This is a genomic window from Chromobacterium sp. LK11 (assembly GCF_001043705.1).
Taxonomy (GTDB): Bacteria; Pseudomonadota; Gammaproteobacteria; order Burkholderiales; family Chromobacteriaceae; genus Chromobacterium; species Chromobacterium alkanivorans.
This window is the reverse complement of the sequence record NZ_LDUR01000010.1, coordinates 75,953-98,079: the sequence shown is the minus strand read 5'-3', so window position 1 is coordinate 98,079 and position 22,127 is coordinate 75,953. Positions and strand designations below refer to the sequence as shown.

The window sequence follows — 22,127 nt, the reverse complement described above, 5'->3', positions numbered from 1 at the left end:
GCAAGCATGACGCTACATACTCCTCCGGCCGCCTGGAGCGGCCGCATCGACGCCGAAGGCGAACTGGCGCGCCGCTGGCATCAGCGCCTGCGTCCGTGGCAGCCCGGCGCCGCCGCCGGCTTCGCCCTGCTGGGCTTCGCCTGCGACGCCGGCGTGCGCCGCAATCAGGGCCGCCCGGGCGCGGCCGGCGCGCCCAGCGCCATCCGCCGGGCGCTGGCCAACCTGGCCTGGCATCAGCGGCAAAACGGCTACGACGCCGGCGACGTCCATTGCCGCGACGACGAACTGGAAGCCGCCCAGGCCGAGCTGGGCCGACAGGTCGCCAGTCTCCTGGACGCCGGCCAGTTCCCCATCGTGCTGGGCGGCGGCCACGAGGTGGCTTACGGCAGCTTCCAGGGGCTGGCCCGGCATCTGGAAACCGCCGGCCGCGCGTCGGCATCGTCAACATCGACGCCCACCTGGACCTGCGCCAAAGCCCGCGCGCCTCCTCCGGCACCCCCTTCGCCCAGATCGCCGCCGACTGCGAGCGGCGCGGCTGGCCCTTCCATTACCTGTGCGCCGGCGTGGCGGAAACCGCCAATACCGCCGCGCTGTTCGCCACCGCCAGGCAGCTGGACGTCCAGCTGCTGTTCGACGAGGAACTGCAGCCGTGGCGGCTGGAGCGGCCCTTGCGAAAACTGCGGGACTTCATCGCCGCCTGCGACTGCCTGTACCTGACCATAGACCTGGACGCGCTGCCGGCGTCGCAGGCGCCCGGCGTCAGCGCGCCGGCGGCGCTGGGCGTGCCCTTGGCCACGCTGGAAGCGCTGATCGACGTCATCCGCGCCAGCGGCAAACTGCGGCTGGCCGATATCGCGGAGCTGAACCCGGAGCTGGATCAGGATCAACTGACCGCCCGCACCGCGGCGCGGCTGATCCACCGGCTGACGCGGCCGCTCTGAAACCGGCTCCGCAAGCTGTTTAACGCCTCGCGCGTCAGCGCGGGACTCGCCAGACGGAACAAGCCGCGGCACAGCGGCGAACCGCACTTTTGCAAAGGAGAAACCCATGCAGCAATGGAAACTGGATTTGATCGCCACCACCGCGCTGGCGGTGCTGGCCCTGCTGGCCGGCTACCGACTCAAGCGCCATGTGCGCTTCTTCGAACGCTTCTGCATCCCCGCGCCGGTGATAGGCGGCTTCGCCGTCTCCATCGTCGTCCTGCTGCTGCGCGAGAGCGGCGTCGCCGCGGTCAGCTTCGACACCACCTTGCAAACCCCGTTCATGGTGGCCTTCTTCACCACGGTGGGCATAGGCGGCAGCCTGGCGCTGCTGCGCACCGGCGGCAGCACCTTGCTGATCTATCTGGGCATCTGTTGGGCGCTGGCGGTGTTCCAGAACGTGTTCGGCGCCGGCGCGGCCGCCCTGTTCGGCCTGGACCCGACGCTGGGCGTGATGGCGGGCGGGGTGTCGCTGGAAGGCGGCCACGGCGCGGCGGCGGCCTTCGGCCCGATGGCGGAGCAACTGGGCACCCGCGGCGCCACCGCGGTGGCGCTGGCCTCCGCCACCTTCGGCCTGATCGCCGGCGGCGTGCTGGGCGGGCCGCTGGCCAGCTGGCTGATCCGCCGTTACCAATTGCCCATCCAGCCCAGCAGCGGCGGCGCGCCGACGCCGGCCTATCACGACCACGAAGCCAGCGTCACCGTGAACAGCGATTCGCTGATCGCCGCCATGGGCCTGGTGCTGGCGCTGATGACCGCCGGCACGCTGCTCGCCCGACAAGTGGAACAACGCTGGGACTTCGTGCTGCCCGCCTATGTCGGCGCCATGTTCGCCGCCATCGTGTTCCGCAATCTGAACGACCGCGCGCGGCTGCTGCGGCTCAACAGCGCCGCCATCGACGCCATCGCCGACATCTCGCTGGGCGTGTTCCTGACCATGGCGATGATGAGCTTGAAGATCTGGGAGCTGTACGATCTGGCGCTACCGCTCTTGGGCGTGCTGTCCTTGCAGGTGGTCGCGCTGACGGCGATCAGCGTCTTCATCGCCTTCCGCCTGCTGGGCAAAAACTACGACGCGGCGGTGATGTGCGCCGGCCTGATGGGACACGGCCTGGGCGCCACGCCCAACGCGGTGGCCAATATGAGCGCGGTGTGCCAGAAGCACGGCGCCACCTCGTACAAGGCCTTCCTGATCATCCCGCTGTGCGGCGCGGTGCTGATAGACTTGGTGGCGATTCCCTTCCACGCCTGGATCATCAACTACCTGCATTGAGGCCCGCCATGACGCTCATCCGCCTACAAGACTGCCCGCCCAGCCCGTGGAAAAACGGCGGCGGCAGCACCCGGCAATTGCTGATCTCCCCGGCCGGGGCCGGCCTGGACGATTTCGACTACCGCGTCAGCCTGGCCAGCGTGGCCAGCGACGGGCCGTTCTCGCGCTTCGACGGCGTGGACCGGCAGCTGCTGATTCTGCAAGGCGCGGGGCTGGAGCTGGAACTGGAGGGCCGAGACCGCCTGCGGCTGACGCCGGGCGGCGCGCCGCTGGCCTTCGCCGGCGAAACCCCGGCGCAAAGCCGGCTGCTGGACGGCCCGCTGACCGATTTCAACGTGATGACGCGGCGCGGCCGCTACCGTTCGCGACTGGACCATCTGACAGTGGACGGCGAGCTGGAACTGCGTTCCGACACCGAGCTGACCTTGCTGCTGACGCTGGAGGACGGCGCGCAACTGCTGCAAGACGGCCGGCCGCGGCCGCTGGCGGCCTGGGACGCCGCCGTCGCCCGGCGCGGCGAGACGCTGCGGCTGCGCGCCGCGCGGCCGCTTCCGCTGTGGCGGGTGGAATTGGAGGCGATCAGTCCGGTCTGATCCCGCCTATAATCACTTAGGCCGTTGAAATAGGCCGATAGGCTATTTAATCCCCTAAGGAGATTTCCATGGCATCACCCATTTCCTATGTCGAGATCGGCGCCGGAGACGCCCGCGCCGTCGGGGCCTTCTTCGCCGAACTGTTCGGCTGGAGCTTCCACCCGATGGGCACGGACGGCGGCGGCTGGTTTCAGGCCGGCTCGATCAAAGCCGGCCTGCACGGGGGCGAAGCCGCGCCCCGGATCGATCTGTTTTTCCAGGTGCCCAATCTGGCCGCGGCCGTTGAGCGGGTGCGGGCCTTGGGCGGCCAAGTCGACGGAGAGATTGCGGAGGAGCCGGGCTTCGGCAAATTCGCTCAATGCCACGCGCCCGGCGGCCTGAGCTTCGGCCTCCATCAGCCCGAGGCCTCCTCCGCGGCGTCCAGTTCACGCTAAGGACGGACATCGGCGCTCCCGCGCTCTTGCGGGGCGCCGTTGGCCACGGCGGGCCCAAGCCCGCCTATTTCTGCCGCGTCACCCAGCTGCGCAGCGACACGCCGCCGGGAATGCCGCGGCACTGCGGCGCCTCGTCGGCGTGCATCAGTTCGAAGCCGCCGCCGGTCCAGGCCCAGGAGGCGCTGACGTTGCAATCGCCTATGCCCCGCCCCTTGGCGTAGCTGCTGAGCACGCCCTGATTGAATTCGGCGTTCATTAAATAGGCGGCGTCGCCGTCGGCCAGCTTGGCCAGCTCCGGCCGATACGGCGGCTTGTCCCGGGCTATCCACACGCTGAAACCGCCCTGATAAGCGCCGCGGCCGCATTCGCGCAGCACCAGCACCTTGTCGGCGCTCAAGCGGTGAACGTCTATCCCCGGGTTCTCCGCGTCCGGCATGTCCTCCCAGCAGCCGCGCTCGCGCACCGCTTTGAGAATGGGCGCGGCCAGCGCGGCGTCGCCGGGCCGGGCCTTTACCGACACCGGTATCAGCAAAGGCGCCGGCAAGGCCGGCGGCACCGAGGACTCCGGCTTCGCGCCCTTCCTCACCAGCGCGCCCGGCGTGCCCAGACGGCCCTGGGCCTCGTCCATCTTCAGCAAGGCGGCCTTGAGGCCGGCCAGCGACAGCGTCCATTCCAGCTTGCCGTCGCTCAGGCTGATCTCGTCCGCGTTGAGCATGCGCGGCAGCAGCTGCGCCATCTGCGCGGCGCTCAAGCTCTGCTCGGTTTTCAAGCCGCCCAGTTTGAAATCGCCCAGCCGCAAGGTCAGCGGCCCTACCTTGCCGTCGTCGGCGTCCGCCGCGATCAACTCTCCGGTCAGCGGCGCATTGGGGCCGCCGTCGCGCTTGAGCAGCAGGCTGACCGGATTGTCGCCGTCCGCGGCCTGGGTGCCGTTGGCCTCGCAATGGCGGGTGTTGTCGCAGGCCACCGCCCAGTCCTTGTAGCTGTCCACCTTGGCCCAGGCCGCGGCGGGCAAGCTCAACGCCGCCAAGGCGGCCATGATGTGTATTCGCATGATTACCCTTAGTTTTATTTCATACCGGCCGCGCGGCAGCGAGGCCAGGCCACCAAAACGCAGCAGGCATGACGCAAACGCTCAATCCCGCTGGCACACCCGGATCCGGTGCCCGTCCGGGTCTTGCGCCAAGAAAGTGCGGCCGAAGACTTCGGTGCTGGGCGGCTCAGCGATACGCAGATCGGGGTCGTTCCGCCAAGCGTGGTACAGCTGGTCCACCGCCTCGCCGGATGCCAGCATGATACCGGTTTCGACGAATCTCGGGACATCGGCATAAGGCGCAGCCCCGCCGCTCCACAAGGCGAACAGCGCCTCGCCGCCGGCGCTGAAGGCGACGTAGCGCGGGCTGACGAACACCGGCTCGGCGGCGAACAAACGGCGGTACAGCGCGGTGGAGCGCTGGATATCCGTCACATACAGCAATTGCAGATTGGGTTGGGGGGCCAAGGTCATGGCTTGCTCCTTTTCACTGAAATGCGGCTTGCGCCGTGGAAAAGAACCAGTCTGCCTGCCCCCTGCTGACAACGTGACGTCAGCAGGGGACGACTTTTCTACGCGCGCGCGCCGACGCCAGCAGCGCGGCCAGCATCAGCGCCGCCGCCAGGCCGAAGGCGACGCGCGTGCCGGCGGCCACTTGCGGCGGCGCGGCGACGGCGATGTCCGCGGCGCCGCTGGCCGCGGCGAACACCGCCCCCATCAAGGACGCGCCGCTGATCAAGCCCAGATTGCGCGACAGATTGAGCAGGCCGGACACTAGGCCGCGCTGCCGCGCCGCCGCGCCGGTCAGCGCCTGGGTGTTGTTGGCCGCCTGGAACAAGGCGTAGGCGGCGGTGATCAGCGCCAGCGGCAATAGATAGCCGGCCAGGCCCAGGCTGGACGGCAGCAGAGCCAGCGCCAGCGCGCCGGCGCCTATGCCCGCCAGACCGGCGCGCGCCATGGCTTCCGCGCCGTGGCGGTCCACCAGCCGCCCGGCCGGCACGCCGCTCAAGGCCGCCACCAACGGCCCCGCCGACATCGCCAGGCCGACGCCGGCGGCGTCCAGCCCCAGGCCGCGCGCCAGGTGGAACGGGCCCACCACCAGGGTGGCCATCAGCACGGTGGACACCAGCGCATTGCAAAACAGGCCGGCGGCCAGCGCCGGATCGCGCAGCAAGACCAAGTTCAACATCGGCGCGGCGGCCCTGGACTCGGTCCGGACAAAAGCCGCGCAGCCGACGGCAGCCACCAGCAGCAAGACGGCGTTGAGCGCGCCGAAATGGCCGCGAGAATGGTCAAGCTTCAGGGTCACGGCCAGCGCGTAGGCGGCCAGGGTCAAGGCCAGCCAGCCGCTGCCGGCGATGTCGAAGCCGGCATGCTCGACGGCCGGGCCGCGCTCCGCCGGCAACGCGCGCCAGACCAGCGCGAAAGCCAGCGCCCCCAGCGGCGGCAACAGCCAGAACATCGCGCGCCAGCCGAAAGCGGCGATCAGCGCGCCGCCCAGCGACGGCCCCAGCGCGGTGCCGACGGCGGAAATGGCGCCCAGCAACCCCATCGCCCGCCCCACTTGCTCGCGCGGCGCGATGTCGGCGACAAAAGCCATGCCCAGGGCCAGCATCAGCGCGGCGCCGACGCCCTGCAAGGCGCGCCCGGCGATCAAGGCCCAGAACGCGGTGGCCGCGCCGCAGCCGACCGAAGCGACGCAGAACAAGGCGATGCCGGCCAGCAACGCGCGGCGGCGGCCGAGTTGATCGCCCAGCCGGCCGGCGTTGACGCTGGCAAGCGTGATCAGCAGCAGATAGGCCAGCACCACCCATTGCGCTTGCTGGAAACTGATTCGGAACGCCGCGGCCAGCGCCGGCAGGCCGACATTAGCGACGCTGCCGCCCAGCGACGCCAGCAGGATGGCCAGCGCCAGGCCGGCCAGCGCGGCGGCGGAAGAAGACGAAGAGGATGGGGAAACAGGCATGACGGCGACTCCCGGCCGCGCCCGGACCCGAAACGCCGGGACCGCCGACACGGACCCAAGCCAGGCTACGCCACCGCCATGGCTGGCGGAAGACGCATGGTTTGCAGTTAATAGTTGCATATGACGCCAGGTATCGCTGCGCTAAGAGCCTGTTCAAAGTCTGCTGCGCTTCGGCGATACTGCGTTGAAAACACCCTTAAAATGCTCATGTACCATTTGTACATTCCGCTTTTTCGGCCGTTTTCGCCTTGTCTTGCCCTTGCTCGCGAGACTTTGAATAGGCTCTTTAAGGTAAGACCATGCCCATGCCCGATCTCAATCTGCTGATCACCCTGGACGCGCTGCTGAGCGAAGGCAGCGTGGCCCGCGCCGCGCGGCGCCTGCAACTCAGCCCCTCGGCGATGAGCCGGGCGCTGGCGCGGCTGCGCGAGGTCACCGGCGACCCGCTGCTGGTGCGCGCCGGCCGCGGCCTGACGCCGACGCCGCGCGCGCTGGAACTGCGCGAACGGGTGCACGCGCTGGTGCTGGACGCGGAAAACGCGCTGCGCCCGGCCGGAACGCTGCGGCTGGACAGCTTGCAACGCAGCTTCACCCTGCGCTGCAGCGACGGTTTCGCCGAGAACTTCGGCCCGCGGCTGTTGGCGCGGATGCAAGGCGAGGCGCCGGGCGTGCGTCTGCACTTCCTGCCCAAGCGCGACAAGGACAACGCGCCGCTGCGCGACGGCCTGGTGGATCTGGACACCGGGGTGGTGGGCCACGAAGCCGGACCGGAGTTGCGGGTGCGCATGTTGTTCCGCGACCGCTTCGTCGGCGCGGTGCGCGCCGGCCACCCGCTGGCGGCCGACGCCATCGACATCGCCCGCTACGCCGCCGGCCGCCATGTGCTGGTGGCCCGCCGCGGCGGCTTGCTCGGCCCGGTGGACGAAGCGCTGAACGCTCAGGGCTTGAGCCGCGACGTCGCGGTCACCGTGGGCGGCTTCGCCACCGCGCTGGCGCTGGCGCGCGCCAGCGATCTGATCGCCACCGTGCCGGAGCGCCACACCGGCCATTTGCGCGCCGGCCTGCATTGTTTCGCGCTGCCGCTGACGGTGGCGGAAATCACCATTTCCATGATCTGGCATCCGCGGCTGGACGCGGATCCGGCGCAGCAGTGGCTGCGCGCCTGCGTCAAGGCGGTGTGCGACGAGCAGTTGGCGGCGGAGGCCGCCGTGTGAAGCGCCGCCGCTAGACGAAGATTTCGCCCTTCAGATACAGCCGCGCCTGCCCCAGCAAGGCCACTTCCGCGCCTTCCACCCGGCATTCCAGGCTGCCGCGCCGCGCGCCGCCCTGGCGCGCCAGCAAGCGGGTCTTGCCCAGCACGCCGGCCCAGTACGGCGCCAGCCAGCAGTGAGCCGAGCCGGTGACAGGGTCTTCGTCGACGCCGACGCCGGGCCCGAACCAGCGGCTGACAAAATCGCAGTCCGCGCCGCGCGCGGTCACCGCCACCCCGCGCTTGGGAAAGCCGCGCAAACGCTGGAAGTCCGGCCGCAGTTCCGCCAGCTGCGCCGCGTCGTCCAGCACCACGATGTAGTCGTCGGCGGCCAGCACCTGGCCGGCGTCCAGGCCCAGCGCCGCCAGCAGGCCGGCCGGCTCGGCGCAGGGCCGCGGCGTCACCGCCGGGAAGCGAAGCTCGATGCGCTCGCCGTCGCGCCGCGCGCTCAGCTCGCCGCTGCGGGTCTGGAAAGCGATGCGCTCGCCGCGCCAGCCCAGTTCATGGAACAAGACCCAGGCGCTGGCCAGCGTGGCGTGGCCGCACAAGTCCACCTCGGTGGCGGGCGTGAACCAGCGCAACCCCATCCGCTCGCCGTCCGCCACCAGGAAGGCGGTTTCGGACAGATTGTTTTCCATGGCGATGGCTTGCAGCGTGGCGTCCGGCAGCCAGGCCGGCAACGGGCACACCGCCGCCGGATTGCCGTGGAACACCGCGTCGCAGAACGCGTCCACCTGGTAAATCGGAATGTTCATGCCTCGTCCTCCGCCGCCGCGCCGCGAATTTCGTCCAGATAGTTGTAGATGGTGTAGCGGCTGACGCCCAAGGCCTCGGCCGCGCGCTCCACCCCGCCTTTGACGATGAACAGACCCTGCTCCAGCATCTGCGCCACCGCCTGTTTCTTGTCCGCCTTCTTCATCCGCGCCAGCGGCTTGTCGTCCAGTGCTTGAGCGATGATGTCCCGCATCGCCTCGTCCATGGCCGGCGGCTCCGGCGCGGCCCGCGGCGGCGGCGGCGCGCGGCCCACCAGCGCCTGCAGGCAGGCCAGCGCCGCTTCCAGCTGGCTGCGGTCGCTGTTCAGGCACAAGGCGGCGAAGGGTTCGCCGGCGGCGGTCTTGAAGACGGCGCTGGCGGACAGCAGCCGCCGGCCGTCGCGGCTCAAGGTGTGGTAGCCGGACACCAGCGCCGGCTCGGCGCCGCCCTGGCGCATCGCTTGCTCGATGGCGGCAAAGCCCCGGTCGCCGGCCGGGCCGCCCAGAACGGCGTCGCCCAGCTGGCGGCCGGACACATGGCCGTTCTCGATGGCGACGACGGAGCGCTCCGGCCGTCCCAGGTCGTGCAGCACCACCTCGGTGTGCGCGTCCACCATGCCGCCCACCAGTTTGACCGCGGCGCTCAGCGCGCGTAGCACCGCCTGTTTTTCCGCCTGGGCCGGATCCGCCGTTTGCCTTGCTTCTTCCATGCGGCCCCCGTCAACGGTAAAGGCTGAACTTGCGCGTCAGCGCGCCCAGCGCCGCCTCGTCGCCGCACAAGGCTACGCCCCAGTATTCCAGCGCGGCGGCCGGGATGGCCGCGGTGCGGCGCAGCTGTTCGGCGCTGCCGCCCTCGCCCATGGTGTCGGTGAAATCCACGCAGGCCACGCCGGCCTCGGCCGCGGCCTGGCGCAGCTGGGCCAGTTTGGCGGAGTTGTCGGCGCGCAGCACGATGAAGGGATCGGCCGAAATCGCCGGATGCACGCCGCCATCAGCGTCCACATAATCGACATGGCTTGTCGCCGCGTCCGCGCGCCGCAGTCGGCAGGCCAGGGCCAGCGCCAGATGGCCCAGCACATTCATCGCCCGGCCCGGCTCCAGCCGCTTGTGGATCACCGCCACGTATTTGCGTTCCGCCTCACTCATCCCCGCCCTCCTCCGCCTCATGCTCGGCGCGCAAGATGGCGTAATTGGCCAGCGACAGATAGCGTCCGTCTTTCCATTCGCACTCGCGGCTGACGCCTTCCAGGGTAAAGCCCACGCTTTGCAACAGCTTGCGAGAGCCCAGATTGTCCACCTCCACTTGCGCGTAAACGCGGTTGAGCGGGAAGCGGCGATAGGCCAGCCTCAGAAAGCCGCGCAGGGCTTCCTGCATATAGCCGCGGCCCCAGTGTTCCGGCAGCAGCCAATAACCCAGTTCGGCGCAATGGTGCTGCTCCGACCAGGATCTGATGCCCACCGCTCCCAGAAAGCGCCCATCCTCCCGCGTTTCCAGCGCCAGCCACAAGCCGCTGCCGTCGGCGCGGATATCATCGAACCAGCGCATCTGCGCGCGGCAGTCCTCTTCGCTGGCGTAATGAATGCCGTAGTGCTTGATCACCTCCGGGTGCGACAGCCCGTAAAACACATTGGGCAAATCCTCGGCGCGAAATTCACGCAGCGCCAAGCGCTCCAATTGCAACATCGTTTCCCCTTCATGCCAGCGGCCCAAGCTCGAATCTTGCCGGGCTTGGGCCGCTAAAATTCAACAATATGTTGAAATTTACATTTTTGGTTTAACTATTGCAAGTTCGAGCCCGCACCGTACACCGCATCGCGCAGATCGGCGACGAAGCGCCCGGACATGCCTTCGTACAGAGTATTGGTGAAGGCCACCACGCTCAGGCCGTGCGCGCGGTCCACAAACCAGGAATGGCCGTAAGCGCCGCCCCAGCGCCAGGTGCCGGGCGATTCCGGCGAGGCGGCGGCGGCCGGATCGCGCAGCACCGAGAAGCCCAGGCCGAAACCGAAGCCGGGCATTTCCGGCAGTTCCTGCGCTCCGGTGTGATTGCGCGCCATCTCCTCCACCCACTCCGCCGGCAGCAGCGGCGCGCCGCCCTGGCGCAGCGCTTCCAGCAAGCGCAGGAAATCGTCGGCGCTGCCCACCATGCCGGCGCCGCCGGACGGGTAGGCGCCGGCGTCCAGCGCCCGCTCCGGCGCGAAGCGTATGCCCACCGTACCTTCGAACGGCGCCGCGAGCGCCGGCCCATCCATCCGCCATGGTCCGGCCTGGCCGTTGACGTAGACCGCGGCCAGACGCTGCGGCGCCAGCGCGTGGAAATCGGTGTCGTCCATGCCCAGCGGCGCGGTGACCCAGCGGCGCACCAGCTGCGGCAACGGCTCGTCCGCCACCCGCTCCAGCACCGCGCCCAGCACATCGGTGGCCAGGGAGTAAGCCCAGGACTGGCCGGGCGGATACAGCAGCGGCACGCTGGCGATGCGGCGCAGGTTCTCCGTCAGCGTGAGGCCGGCGGCGTCCATGCCGTCGGACACCCCTGCGCGGGCGTAAGGCCCGCTCTCGTCCTCTTCGAAAAAGCGATACCCCAGGCCGGCGGTATGGCTGAGCAATTGCCGCGGCGTGATCCGAGCCGGCGCGCCGTCCGCCAGCCGCGGCCGGAACTCCGGCAGCCAGCGAGCGATGTCCTCGTCCAGCTCCAGCCGCTGCCGCGCCGCCAACGCCATCGCCGCGGTGGAAACAATGGGCTTGCTGATGGACGCGAGCCGGAACAGCGCATCCTCGCGCATCGGCGTCCCTGCCTCCCGGTCCGCCCAACCGGCGGCCCGCCGGTAGGCCGGCGCGCCGTCCTTGGCCACCAGCACCACCGCCCCCACCAGCCGCTGCTCGCTCAGCGCCTGTTCCAGCACCGCGTCCACCCGCGCGTCCAGGCCCGCTTCCAGGCGGCTGGGCCGCACGCTGCATTCCACATTCGACATTTCGCTTCCTTTGGCTTCAAAACAGCCACCACGATAAGCGACGGCCACGCCGGGAAAAAGCGGGCAGAGCTCCGTGCTATTGTGAGAAATTGTCCGGAATGGAAGACCGGCGCTTCAGAGGCTGGCGCGTATGATGTCCGCCGCGCGCTCCATCTGCCCGCGCGTCACCAGGCTGCTGCTGATGAAGCGCACCAGGTCCGGCTTCCAGGCCAGCGCCAGCACGCCCCGCTCCGCCAGCCTGGCCACCATGGACTTGGCGTCCGTCGTCTCGATGAACACCATATTGGTCTCCACCGGGTACTTCAGCCGCGCCGCCGCGCTCAGCCTGTCGCCCAAGATCCGGGCCTTCTCATTGTCCTCTTGCGTCGCTTGCTGCCAGCGCCGCATCTTGTCCAGCGCGATGCCGGCCATCAGCCCGGATTGGTGCAGGCAGCCGCCATACCATTTGCGGAAGACCTTGGCCGCCTCGATCTTGTGGGCGGGGCCGGCCAGGATGGAGCCGAAGGGCGCGCCCACCCCTTTGGAAAAGCAGAAATTCAACATGTCCGCCGGCCGCGCGTAGCGCGCCGGCGACAGATCCAGATGACTGCAGGCGTTGAGCACCCGCGCGCCGTCCAGGTACAAGCTCATCCCCATTTCGTCGCACAGCGCGCGCATGCGCAGCATTTCCGCCGCCGGGTAGACGATGCCGCCATAGGTATTGATGCTGCTCTCGATCGCCACCACCTTGGGCACCGCGTACAGGCCGGACCAGCGCGCCTTGGCGTGGATGGCTCGGCGCGCGTCGTCGGCGGTGAGGACGCCGTCCGCGCTGTGGTAGGGATTCAGCACCAGGCCGCTGTTGGCGCTGACTGCCGAGGATTCGAAGAAATTGATGTGGTAGCCCACCTCGGTGACAATCTCGTCGCCGGGCGCGGCCAGACAGCGCAGCCCCACTTGATTGCTCATGGTGCCGGAGGGCATGAACAGCGCCGCCTCCTTGCCGAACAGCTCGGCGCAGTGCGCCTCCAGTTCGCGCACATAGCGGTCTTCGCCGTAACAGTCGTCGCCGATCTTGGCGAAGTCCAGCGTCTCCACATCGCTTTTGCAGACCCGCGTCAAGGTGTCGCTTCTCAAATCGATGATGTCCGGCATGTCTGGTTCCGTTCCTGAAGGTGGGCGGGAAAATGCGGCAAGAAAGGCGTCCGGCGAAGGCGGGCCAGCGGGGCGGCCGCCGCCCAGGCCCGCGCCGTTTGATGACAATGAAATGCGAGGCAAATGCTAGGGGCCGGCCGGCAATGATTCAACACTACTTTCGATAAGGTAGCCGCCGGACGGCGCGCTAGTTATTCGTACGGAGTGCGATTTTACGCTGGAGAACTACCATGGTAGCCACGCCGCCAATCAGCGAGGCCATCATGAAAAACCTGAAATACCACGGCTTGTGGCTGGGCCTGCTGCTGCTCGACATCGTCGCGGTCTACTGGCTGTCGAAGCTGATGGAGCCGCCTTTTTCCCATTCGCAGCATGTCAGCCATTTCGCGCTGGGCCTGTTGGCCACCGCGCTGGCGGCCGCGCCGATGATCCGCTTTCTGGTCATAGGCTGGGGCGCGCGCTACGAGGAGTTCCGCAACCGGCTCAACAACGGCGCTCTGGTCTATTACCTGCGCCAGTTCTGGCAGCCGCGCACCGACAAGCACCCGCAGCTAAGCGCCTGGCCGCTGCCGGAAAACGAGGAAGTGGAGGCCGCCGCCGAACAACTGTTCGAGCAGATCTACCGCGAGCACTACGGCCGCGCCGCCTTCCTCACCCCTATGGTGCTGATGCTGATCGCCACCCTGTGCATGAGCGTGCTCTACCTGCTCGCCGTCAACGGACAACTGGCCCTGCCCTTCAGCAAGCAGATCGTCTGCGCCGCCATCGCCGGCGCCTATCTGTTCGTGGTCAGCGACATGGTGCTGAACGTGCGCAAGCGCAGCCTCAATGTGGCGGACGTGTACTGGTACGCGCTGCGCATGATGCTGGCCATCCCCATAGGCGCGGCCGTCAGCGCCGCCGGGTCCACCGAGGCCGCTTCCGCGGCGCAGACCGTGTCCGCCTTCGCCGTCGGCGCCTTTCCGATGGACACCCTGTTCAAGCTGCTGCGCCGGCTGGTGGCGCTGAACCTGAGCGCCAAGGAACAGCCGCAGGAAAACGACCAGCTGATCCAGCTGGAGGGCGTGACCGCCAATATCTCCGCCGTGCTGGCGGCCGAGGGCGTCAACTCGATAGAACAATTGGTGTGCATAGACCCGGTGCTGCTCTCCATCCGCACCGGCTTTCCGTTCAAGTTCGTGCTGAGGCTGGGTTCGCAGGCCATCGTCTGGCGACACTTCGGCCAGCACGCCGCCGCCCTGTCCGCCATGGGGCTGGCGGACGCACCCGCCATCGTCACCCTCAACGAGATGCTGAAAAAAGAACCCGGCTCGGCGCTGCGCCAGCAGGCGGACAATGTGGTCGCCGACATCGTCGCCCGGCTGCAGGCCAAGGACGGCGTCGCGCTCAGCGCCGACACCGTCAAGTTCAACTTCCGCCAGGTGGGCAAGGAAAACTACACCCGCTTCCTGATGGCGGCGCAGAAACAGGGCGGCCACGCCCGGCCGCCGTTGCGGCCGGTGCATGGTTTCCCGCACGCGGCCTGAGAAGCGGTTGACGATCGGCTGCGCGTCGCGCGATACGGCGTCTCAGGCCAGGGCCTCCAATACGCATTTGGCGATCTGCGCGTCCTGCACCGCCAGCCCGGTCAGGTCCGCCAGCGTGATCTCGTCCTCGCCTTGCCGGCCCGGGCGCTCGCCGGCCAGCACCTGCCCCAGCTCCGCCAAACGCGTCCTCTCCAGCAGGCCGGCGGCCAGCGCGTGCGACACCTCGCCGTAAGCCGCGCACTGGGCGATGGAATCCACCACCACGCGGTCCGCGCCCGCCACCAGCTCCATCGCCAACTCCTGCTTGCCGGCGGCGTCCGCGCCCACCGCGGTGACATGGCTGCCGGGCCGCAGCCAGCCGGCTTGCAGAATGGGCTGGCTGGACGGCGTGCAGGTGACGATCAATTGGCAGGCGCGGGCCAGCGGCTCGGCGTCCCGCGTGGTCCGCACCCGGTAGCCCTCCGCCTCGAATTCGGCGGCGAAGGCCGCCAGCTCGGTCTCGGAACGTCCCCATACCCATACCTCGCGGCACGGCGTCGCCGCCTGCAAGGCGCGCAATTGCAAACGCGCCTGCAGGCCGGTGCCGACGATGCCTATCGCCTGCACCCAGCGCGGCGCCAAGACCCGCGCCGCCAGCCTGCCGGCCAGCGCGGTGCGCCAGGCGGTGAGCCAGCCCTCGTCCCGCAGCAGCGCCAGCGGCGCGCCGGTGCGGGCGCAGAAACACAGCACCAGGCCCTGATTGCTGGGCAGGCCGCGCTTGGGATTGTCGTAGAAACCGGACGACACCTTGACCGCGAACAGACCCTCCCCCTCCACGTAGCCGGATTTCACGCAGCAATCGCCGTTGGCCGCGGCGAAGGCGAAATGCTGCACCGGCGGCAGCTGCGCGCGGCCGGCGGAATAGGCGATAAAACCCTGGCGCAGCAGCGCCTCCGCCCGCTCCAGGTCCAGCCGCGCCAGAATCTCGTCCTTGTCCAGCGTCCTCATGCCGCCACCGCGCCCAGGAATTTGTCCAGCACGATGTTGCGGCCGCACAGCACCACCGCCACCTTCTTGCCCTGATAGCGCGGCGCCTGCTGCAGCAAGCCCGCCAGCGCCACTCCGGCCGCGCCCTCCACCATCCAGCGCTCGGTCTGCGCCAGCAGCCGCAGCGCCGCGCGGATTTCCGCCTCGCTGACCAGCGCGCAATGGCGGATCAATTCCCGGCACAGCTCGAAAGTCACCGCCCCCGGCTCCACCCCACCGGCGGTGCCGTCGGACAAGGTGTCGCCCTCGTCCAGCCCGACAATGCGGCCGGCCTGCAGGCTGGCGTGCATGGTGGCCGCCACCGACGGCCAGCAGCCCACTATTTCCGCGCCCGGCGCCAAACGCCGCAGGGCCGCGCCGATGCCGGAAATCAGGCCGCCGCCGCCCACGGCAACGAAGACCGCGTCCAGCTCCGGACACTGCTCGGCCAGTTCCATGCCCACCGTGCCCTGGCCGGCCACCACTTCCAGATCATTGTACGGCGACACAAAGGGCAGGCCCGCCCGCCGCGCCGCCTCGCCGGCGGCCAGCTCCGCCGCCAGCGCGTCGCCGTCCACCAGCTTCAGGTCCCCGCCCAGCGCGCGGATGGCGTCCAGCTTCACCGCGGCGGCGGAGGCCGGCGCGTACACCGTCACCGGCACGCCCAACAGACGGCCGGCCAGCGCCACCGCCTGGCCGTGGTTGCCGGTGGACGCGGCGATCACCCCGCCCCGCCGCGCCGCCGGGTCCAACAGCCGCAGCTTGTTGCTGGCGCCGCGGAATTTGAACGAGCCGGTGCGCTGCAGATGCTCGCACTTCAGATACACCTCGCAGCCGGTCAAGGCGGACAGGGCCGGGCTGTGCTCCAGCGGCGTGACCGGCGCCTGCGGGCGGATGGCCCGATGGGCGGCGGCGATGGCGTCGAACAGGGAATCCAGATTCATGTTTGCTCCTTCAGCTCTTTCAAATGCTTGAAAACCGTGGCGCGGCCCATGCCCAGCACATTGGCCACGTAGTTGGCGGCGTTCTTGCCGCGAAACGCGCCCTCGTGCAGCAGCGCCTCCACCAGCTCGCGCTTGTGTTCGCGATTGAGAATGGACAGGCTCAGCTGACGCTGTTGCAGCCAGCCGTGGATGAAGCGGTTGATGCGTTCCTGCCAGTCGTCCTCGAACAACAAGGCCGGCTGCGCCACCAGCTTGCTGCCGGACAGGAACAGGTCCAGCGCCGCCCGCGCGCCCTCGAACACCGAGATGTCCAGATTCACGCACATCATGCCGAGCGCGGCTCCGGCGTCGTCGCGCAGCACCACGCTGATAGAGCGCAGCTGGCGGCCGTCCCAGTTCAGTTTTTCGTAAGGGCCGATCACCGTCGCGTCCGGCGTGTTTTCCAACTCGTCCAGGCCGGAATCGTCGCCCAACTCGCGCTTGGAGAAATTGTTGGCGATATAGGCCACGGACTGGGTGGCCAGATCGTGCAGCACCACCTCGGCGTAGGGATAGAACAAGGTGGCGATGGCGTCGGCGATGGACTGGTAACGGGACAGCATGGCGGGCTTTCATTGGATCAATGAATCCATCCTAGACTCCACAATCCAAAATGTAAACCAAAAAGTCCATTTTGGACTTTTAGTCTACAAAACTGATGCAGCCAAGCCGCTATGCAATCGCGCCTGGATTAATCCAAACGCATTAATTATGCTGATTAGCAGTAATTCTCTTTGGACTATCCACCCTCACCGGGGAGACGCGCATGCCCGCCGTGAAGCTGCGTTATTGCAATCTGGAAGCCATCTGGAACGGACTCAATCCCCACATCCCGCTGCCGTTTGCCCAGTTCCGCTTCATCCAGCCTGGCGGCGGAGGCGACAACGGCGTGCTGTCCGCCCATGTCGACGCCAACGGCGGGTATCTGTTCGACGCCAGGAGCAATCTGGGCGGCGCCGCGTCGCGCGTCTACGGCGTGATCAGCGCCAACAACGGCTGCGGCCTGTATGTGCCGATAGGCAAGCAGTCGGTCACCCCCATGCTGGCCCTGCATCCGGTACCGATCTGCGTGGGCGGCGGCCGGGACATGAGAATCACCGCCGGCGGCTTGGTCAACGAAACCGATCTGGAAGTCATCGCACGCGAGGCGGCGGAAGAACTGGGCGAGCCGCTGCACATCCTGTCCAGCTCTCCGCTGGCCACCATACGGTCCGGAGGCCACGCCAACTACCACTTACTCAGGCTGAGCCGGGAGTTGTCGCGACTGTATTACGCCTGGGACGTGAACGGCAGCGATCAAGTCACCGCCGTCCGTTACTGGGCGGCGCCCTCCTTGCTGGAGCGCCCTCACGGGGGCAACCTCCCCGCCGACGGTCTGGCGGAGCAGTTGTTCGACGATATGGGCTGCGCCGACGCCCACCGCGACGCCTGGCTGCGGGAGTGGCACGCCGAGGCCTACGGCGAGGCCATCCGCACCCTGCTCAACCAGTCTGTGCGCCTGTACTCCGACGCGGAAGGTTATTACATCCTCTCCCGGTGGATAGGCAACCGCCGCTACGTCTACCGCGACCAATACGCCCCTTATCCGCCGGAAGTCACGCGCGCCCACGAGGCCGGCTGCAACGGCCAATGCCGGCAACGCTTGCAGGCCCTGCTGTTCCCGCCGCCCGTCGTCGTACACCCGCCCGTCGTCGCGCGCGCGCCCGGCGGCGGCGCCTCGTCCAGCACCTGGCGCGGCGGGGCGTCCTCGTCCTCCAACTGGCGTTCCGGAGCCGGCACCAGCAGTAGCACCAACAATAGCTCCGGCAGCCGCAGCGACGCCAAATCCTGGCGCCGCAAAGACGAATGAACGCTCGCCTCAGCGCCCCAGTTGCAAACGCGGCGCGCCAAACGGCACCGGCTCGCCGTTGGGATAGGCGTGCGGCCACACCAGGGGCGGCGTGCTCCAGGCGAAGTCCTGACTCTCGAACTCAATGAAGTAAGCCTGCCAGCCCGACAAAGAGGCGTCCGGCTTGAACTCGAAGCGGCATTGGCCGCGTCGGCACTGGCCCTCGATTTCCTTGGGCTGATAACGGATGCCGGAATTGAAGCGGAAATCCCGGCTCTTGGGATTGTGCGCCAACCACAAGGTGGCCTTGCCCGCCTCCCGCGCCGCCACGCTGACGCGCAGCCGGCCGCTGGCCGGATCGGCGTCCACCTGCGCCCGCGGCATCGGCTTGCCGGCCAGCCAGCGGCGCATGAACTGCCGCAAGGCCTTGCCGATCTGATCGCCCTTCACATAGTGCGACTGATTGGGCAGATAGCGCAGCTGGGTGGGGCCGGCGAAGTCCGGCAGATAGCTCCAGGCGGAATCCGGCACCGCGAAATCGTCGCCGGAAGCGGAAATCATGTACTTGCTCAAACGCGCCATGCCGGCGCGGTAATTGACCACGTCCTCGAAGCGCAACAGGGCGTCCAGACCGGCTCCGCCCTGCAGCACGTCCTCGGTGATGCCGTTGCGCTGGTAATCGCGCAGCGCCGCCGGCCACTGTTGGCCGTAGCTGTTGTAGACATGGGTGAAGTTGACGCGCACGTTCCAGAAATCCGCCACCACCGGCACGATGGCGCTCACCCGCTTATCGTTCAAGCCGGCCAGCCAGGTGGCCCAGCCGCGCTTGGACGCGCCGGCCACCACGAAACGCTCGCTGCCCGGCAGGCTGCGCTGCAAGGCGTCCATCGTCGCGCTCACCGCCTGCGTCATCGGCAGATGCAGGGAACTGAAACGCTCCGCCTGCGGCTGATCCACCGTCTTGCGCCAGGTATAGGCCACCAGCGCGTCTTCGCGGCCGGTGGGCTGCTCGTCCAGCTGCAACTCCTGATTGGGCGCGAAATACAGCTCGGCCACCGGCACGCCCAGATCGCGCGCCAGTTCCTTCGCCGGCAAGCGGTCCGGCAGCTTGGGCGGCTGCGCGTGGTTGCTGCCGCCGTTGACGTAGAGCAGCACCGGCGCGCCCGGCTTGCGCTTCAAGGGCAGGACCAGCTTGTACTGCTGCTCCCACAGCGGCGCGTTGCTGACAATGCCGCTGCCGGCCCCCGGCCATTGCTGCGACACCATCCGGTACATGCGCACCTCCACCCCGTCCTCCACCACCGAGCTGAGTAGCTCGGCCGGCTGCTGGCTGGCCTTGGCCTGTTGCAGATATTGGGAGACCACCGGCGATTCGGCGGCCGGCAAGGGCTTGGCCGGCGCGACGGCGGGCGATAACAAACACAGAGCGGCGCAGGCGCGCAGCGCGAGGGGGAGAGAAATGTTCATCGGCGGAATGTATTAATTGTTAGAGAGTGGGTGCTAGATTTTGCAGGAACTTAGAGTAAAAGATCAAGCCGTCCATCTACTTAGATACCTCTAGAACCATATTCCACATAAAATCAACCACATCTTAAATCAATTGCCTCAAAACACCTGTATGTTTAACAACAACAAATCAACGCATTACATTCAAAAAAACATCTAATCAGATCAAAATTTAAGATGGCAAATATGGCTTTCTAAGAGTGGCCAACAAAAGTTAGTTTCACATCTTAGGCAAGGTGCGCCGACGCAGGTAGTACTTGAGTACGGCAAGTCGGCGCAACGCAGCATCAAGTGTTTTGTTAGCCTCTCCAAACACAATAAAAAGCAAGTAAAATCAATTTTAATTTCGCAAAACAAATAATTAATAGCCCTTGAAAAAAACCACAAGCATAATTAAAATGCCATTAGAATATATGCAAACTGATAATTGAATATTTAAAATTTCATTCTGCCAAATTGGAAAAAAAATGAGTAGCTCATGGGCATCATTGGAAAACTACGTACGAAATATCGCACAAACCATCTGGCAACGCCCTGTTAAAAAAGACAGAATTGATGGTGTCAATTTTGATGGAGTAATTCACATTTCTGAGGAGGAGATAATACTATTAGAGATAACAGAAGAATTCAGTCTAGAAAAAATTCGTTCTGATGTTAGTAAAATTGCAGCCATCAAATTGAGATTCGCCGCCCAATCAGTATTAGCAAGAGCGTTTATAATCATTTCAAAAGAGCCAACTCAAGGAATGATTGACATTGGGAAAACTCACAAAATTCAGGTAGTTTCGGCCAACACATTTTCACAACAAGCATTTGATTTTCTGGCCTATAAAACCATAAGATTAGATGGTACATTTGGAAGTGCCATTGACCCTATATCAGGCAAACCCGACACTAACGACTTCATCCCTGTAACCTATTTAATAAATGGAGAGGAAAAATCAGTATTGGTTCAAGATATATGTGAAAAACTTAGCAAACGAAACAGATTAATTTTGCTTGGCGAGTATGGAACAGGAAAAAGTCGATGTGTTCGCGAAGCCTTCCAAATTTTGGCAAAATCCTATAGAAATGCCTCAGCCTATCCTATAGCAATAAGTTTAAGAGAGCACTGGGGGGCATTATCTGGCATTGAAATAATAGCAGGCCACTTCCAAAGACTGGGGCTTTCTAATTCAATAGATCAGGTAATGCAGCTACTTAGATCAGGCAGTATCTTGTTGCTTCTCGATGGTTTTGACGAAGTTGGAACACAGACATTTGGAAACAGTGAAGGAAAAAGACAGTCAATAAGAAAGCATGCTCTTAGTGGTGTCAGAGATTTATTATCAATATCAAAAGGTGGGGTACTCATAACAGGAAGACCGCACTACTTTAATGACGATGAAGAACTGCTCGAAGCGCTGGGCCTATCATTAAGACAAACCTCACATGCAATCATTCGGTGCCGTGATGAGTTTGAAACAGAGCAAGCGAATACTTATCTAACAGCTCTAGGATTGAGCTTATCTGCGCCAAAGTGGCTTCCCAAAAAGCCATTAATGTTTCAAATCTTAGCAACTATCCCTTCAACAGATGCAGAAAATATTTTGAAATCTGACTCAGGAGAAGTAGGATTTTGGGGACAGTTCATTGATACCGTTTGTGCTCGTGAAGCAAAGATGCACACATCTATAGAAGCATCAACAGTTCGAACCGTTTTAGCCAATCTAGCAAAGCTCACTCGATTAAGTCAACGCCCCTTAGGTCGTTTAACCCCAAGGGACGTAAACTACGCCTACGAGCAAGCAACAGGCTATGCTCCAGATGAATCAGGACAGTTAATGTTATCACGACTTTGCACTCTAGGACGTATAGAGCCCGAGTCGCCAGATAGACAGTTTGTCGATCCTTATATTGTGCAGTTATTATTTGCAGAGGGTGTAATAGAAGACATATCCAACAAAAATCACGATGACTTAAATATATCATACAACCAAGCTCTCGAACCCCTCGGCCTTTATTTTCTAGCACAATGGATCGACACATACAATTTTGAACAGGAAACCTTAGCCTTTATTTACCGAGAAGGCAATGCAAAGAACACTCAACTAATTGGTGAAGTAATTTGCTCACTACTCTTAATTGAAGGAGACTCAATAAATCTTGCAGGAATATCCTTGATTGGATGTGAGATTTACATACTCTCATTTGGAGCAAGAAAATTTTCTAACATTTTATTTTCAGACTGCATAATACATCACTCTGCTTTTGAAAACTGCCTTATAGACTCCGAATCATTTGTCACAATAAAAAACAGTGAAATCATTAAGGCAACAGGCCTCTCATCATCATCAGGATTACCCACCTGGATACAAAACTGCAAACTTTCATCCACCGACAATGTTTCAACATCATCCAGAATAAAAAGCAGTCAACTCCCACCTTCTCAAAAATTATTCTTATCAATAATACACAAAATATTTTTCCAAAGAGGAGGCGGCCGCAAGGAAAACTCTTTATATAAAGGTGGATTTGGGCAAAACTTCGACAAAAAAATTATTGACAAGATACTAACAATACTAGTATCTGAAGGGCTAATTGAAAAAAGCAAAGACAATTCTGGATTTATTTACAACCCAAAACGCGAGTACACTTCACGCATGAAAGCCATAAAAGACCAGCTAGCCTTAAGCAAAGATCCTCTCTGGGTAAAAATGGAAAATTTAAATTAACTCAAATAAAAACACAATAAAACTAAAAACCCCTGAAAATCAACTTCTCCAACATCAACCTAACTCCCGAAGCATGGTTTGAAACCTAAACCACGTATAGCAATACATTAGCCTAAAGTTTCAAATGCACCACTTACTAGATCAGTTTTTCAAGGCTAGCCCATGTAGACCACGTCCACGA

The 22,127-nt window shown here is 64.4% G+C and carries 21 protein-coding genes and 1 pseudogene; 9 read left to right on the top strand and 13 right to left on the bottom strand.

Going from position 1 to position 22,127, the window contains the following annotated elements; genetic code table 11:
• Positions 1 to 6 precede the first annotated feature (6 nt).
• The 5 genes and pseudogenes from VK98_RS24135 to VK98_RS06685 form a co-directional block, all read left to right on the top strand.
• Positions 7 to 357: pseudogene (locus tag VK98_RS24135) on the top strand (arginase family protein); the annotation flags it as partial.
• Positions 270 to 941 carry a formimidoylglutamase gene (locus VK98_RS06700; RefSeq protein WP_231589222.1) on the top strand — a complete coding sequence of 224 codons (672 nt, stop codon included), beginning with the start codon at positions 270 to 272 and terminating at the stop codon, positions 939 to 941. The pseudogene VK98_RS24135 and the gene VK98_RS06700, both read left to right, overlap by 88 nt.
• 106 nt (positions 942 to 1,047) lie before the next feature.
• Positions 1,048 to 2,253 (top strand): sodium/glutamate symporter, encoded by a 1,206-nt coding sequence (gltS, locus tag VK98_RS06695; protein WP_048413307.1) that lies wholly within the window; start codon positions 1,048 to 1,050, stop codon positions 2,251 to 2,253.
• 8 nt (positions 2,254 to 2,261) lie between these two features.
• The gene (locus VK98_RS06690) at positions 2,262 to 2,846 is read left to right on the top strand and encodes a HutD family protein (protein WP_048413306.1); all 585 of its coding nucleotides are present in this window, start codon (positions 2,262 to 2,264) and stop codon (positions 2,844 to 2,846) included.
• Between the two features lie 68 nt (positions 2,847 to 2,914).
• Positions 2,915 to 3,280 carry a VOC family protein gene (locus tag VK98_RS06685; protein ID WP_043590104.1) on the top strand — a complete coding sequence of 122 codons (366 nt, stop codon included), beginning with the start codon at positions 2,915 to 2,917 and terminating at the stop codon, positions 3,278 to 3,280.
• A 64-nt stretch (positions 3,281 to 3,344) separates the two neighbouring features.
• Here VK98_RS06685 and VK98_RS06680 read toward each other — a convergent pair whose 3' ends face one another.
• From VK98_RS06680 to VK98_RS06670, 3 genes are all read right to left on the bottom strand, one after another.
• On the bottom strand, positions 3,345 to 4,331 hold the full coding sequence (locus VK98_RS06680; RefSeq protein ID WP_048413305.1) for a DUF1176 domain-containing protein: 987 nt from the start codon (positions 4,329 to 4,331) through the stop codon (positions 3,345 to 3,347).
• Between the two features lie 81 nt (positions 4,332 to 4,412).
• Entirely contained in the window at positions 4,413 to 4,784 is a 372-nt protein-coding gene (locus VK98_RS06675) for a VOC family protein (protein WP_048413304.1), read from the bottom strand.
• Positions 4,785 to 4,863: 79 nt separating this feature from the next.
• A complete protein-coding gene (locus VK98_RS06670; protein ID WP_048413303.1) occupies positions 4,864 to 6,276 on the bottom strand; it encodes an MFS transporter in 1,413 nt (470 codons plus the stop codon).
• 299 nt (positions 6,277 to 6,575) lie between these two features.
• On the opposite strand from VK98_RS06670, the gene VK98_RS06665 reads away from it, so the two are divergent.
• The gene (locus tag VK98_RS06665; protein ID WP_048413302.1) at positions 6,576 to 7,490 is read left to right on the top strand and encodes a LysR family transcriptional regulator; all 915 of its coding nucleotides are present in this window, start codon (positions 6,576 to 6,578) and stop codon (positions 7,488 to 7,490) included.
• A gap of 10 nt (positions 7,491 to 7,500) precedes the next feature.
• Here the strand turns inward: VK98_RS06665 and VK98_RS06660 are convergent, their stop codons facing one another.
• The 6 genes from VK98_RS06660 to VK98_RS06635 all read right to left on the bottom strand — a co-directional run bounded on the left by VK98_RS06660 (position 7,501) and on the right by VK98_RS06635 (position 12,384).
• Complete coding sequence (locus VK98_RS06660) at positions 7,501 to 8,280, bottom strand: PhzF family phenazine biosynthesis protein (RefSeq protein ID WP_048413301.1); 780 nt, start codon at positions 8,278 to 8,280, stop codon at positions 7,501 to 7,503.
• Positions 8,277 to 8,987: a transcriptional regulator gene (locus VK98_RS06655; RefSeq protein ID WP_048413300.1), complete on the bottom strand. Its 711-nt coding sequence runs from the start codon at positions 8,985 to 8,987 to the stop codon at positions 8,277 to 8,279. The genes VK98_RS06660 and VK98_RS06655 overlap by 4 nt, the downstream gene beginning before the upstream one ends.
• Before the next feature lie 10 nt (positions 8,988 to 8,997).
• Positions 8,998 to 9,423: a DUF2000 domain-containing protein gene (locus VK98_RS06650; RefSeq protein ID WP_048413299.1), complete on the bottom strand. Its 426-nt coding sequence runs from the start codon at positions 9,421 to 9,423 to the stop codon at positions 8,998 to 9,000.
• The gene (locus tag VK98_RS06645; protein ID WP_048413298.1) at positions 9,416 to 9,961 is read right to left on the bottom strand and encodes a GNAT family N-acetyltransferase; all 546 of its coding nucleotides are present in this window, start codon (positions 9,959 to 9,961) and stop codon (positions 9,416 to 9,418) included. Before VK98_RS06645 ends, VK98_RS06650 begins: the two co-directional genes overlap by 8 nt.
• Positions 9,962 to 10,056: 95 nt before the next feature.
• Positions 10,057 to 11,250 carry a serine hydrolase gene (locus tag VK98_RS06640; protein WP_048413297.1) on the bottom strand — a complete coding sequence of 398 codons (1,194 nt, stop codon included), beginning with the start codon at positions 11,248 to 11,250 and terminating at the stop codon, positions 10,057 to 10,059.
• 114 nt (positions 11,251 to 11,364) lie between these two features.
• Positions 11,365 to 12,384: a low specificity L-threonine aldolase gene (locus tag VK98_RS06635; protein ID WP_048413296.1), complete on the bottom strand. Its 1,020-nt coding sequence runs from the start codon at positions 12,382 to 12,384 to the stop codon at positions 11,365 to 11,367.
• A gap of 230 nt (positions 12,385 to 12,614) precedes the next feature.
• On the opposite strand from VK98_RS06635, the gene VK98_RS06630 reads away from it, so the two are divergent.
• On the top strand, positions 12,615 to 13,910 hold the full coding sequence (locus VK98_RS06630; RefSeq protein WP_053077267.1) for a hypothetical protein: 1,296 nt from the start codon (positions 12,615 to 12,617) through the stop codon (positions 13,908 to 13,910).
• A gap of 42 nt (positions 13,911 to 13,952) precedes the next feature.
• On the opposite strand, the gene VK98_RS06625 is transcribed toward VK98_RS06630, so the two are convergent.
• From VK98_RS06625 to VK98_RS06615, 3 genes are read right to left on the bottom strand one after another with little or no spacing between them, the layout of a single operon-like run.
• Positions 13,953 to 14,897, bottom strand: a complete 945-nt coding sequence (locus VK98_RS06625; protein ID WP_048413295.1) for an ornithine cyclodeaminase family protein — start codon at positions 14,895 to 14,897, stop codon at positions 13,953 to 13,955.
• Complete coding sequence (locus VK98_RS06620) at positions 14,894 to 15,859, bottom strand: threonine/serine dehydratase (RefSeq protein WP_231589221.1); 966 nt, start codon at positions 15,857 to 15,859, stop codon at positions 14,894 to 14,896. The genes VK98_RS06625 and VK98_RS06620 overlap by 4 nt, the downstream gene beginning before the upstream one ends.
• Positions 15,856 to 16,461: a transcriptional regulator gene (locus VK98_RS06615; protein ID WP_048413294.1), complete on the bottom strand. Its 606-nt coding sequence runs from the start codon at positions 16,459 to 16,461 to the stop codon at positions 15,856 to 15,858. The genes VK98_RS06620 and VK98_RS06615 overlap by 4 nt, the downstream gene beginning before the upstream one ends.
• Before the next feature lie 203 nt (positions 16,462 to 16,664).
• Here VK98_RS06615 and VK98_RS06610 point away from each other — a divergent pair, with 203 nt between their 5' ends.
• Positions 16,665 to 17,747 carry a hypothetical protein gene (locus tag VK98_RS06610; RefSeq protein ID WP_048413293.1) on the top strand — a complete coding sequence of 361 codons (1,083 nt, stop codon included), beginning with the start codon at positions 16,665 to 16,667 and terminating at the stop codon, positions 17,745 to 17,747.
• Between the two features lie 9 nt (positions 17,748 to 17,756).
• Here VK98_RS06610 and VK98_RS06605 read toward each other — a convergent pair whose 3' ends face one another.
• Positions 17,757 to 19,193: a PhoPQ-activated protein PqaA family protein gene (locus tag VK98_RS06605; RefSeq protein ID WP_048413292.1), complete on the bottom strand. Its 1,437-nt coding sequence runs from the start codon at positions 19,191 to 19,193 to the stop codon at positions 17,757 to 17,759.
• A 506-nt stretch (positions 19,194 to 19,699) separates the two neighbouring features.
• On the opposite strand from VK98_RS06605, the gene VK98_RS23670 reads away from it, so the two are divergent.
• The gene (locus tag VK98_RS23670) at positions 19,700 to 21,946 is read left to right on the top strand and encodes an NACHT domain-containing NTPase (protein ID WP_156187788.1); all 2,247 of its coding nucleotides are present in this window, start codon (positions 19,700 to 19,702) and stop codon (positions 21,944 to 21,946) included.
• Positions 21,947 to 22,127: the final 181 nt, after the last annotated feature.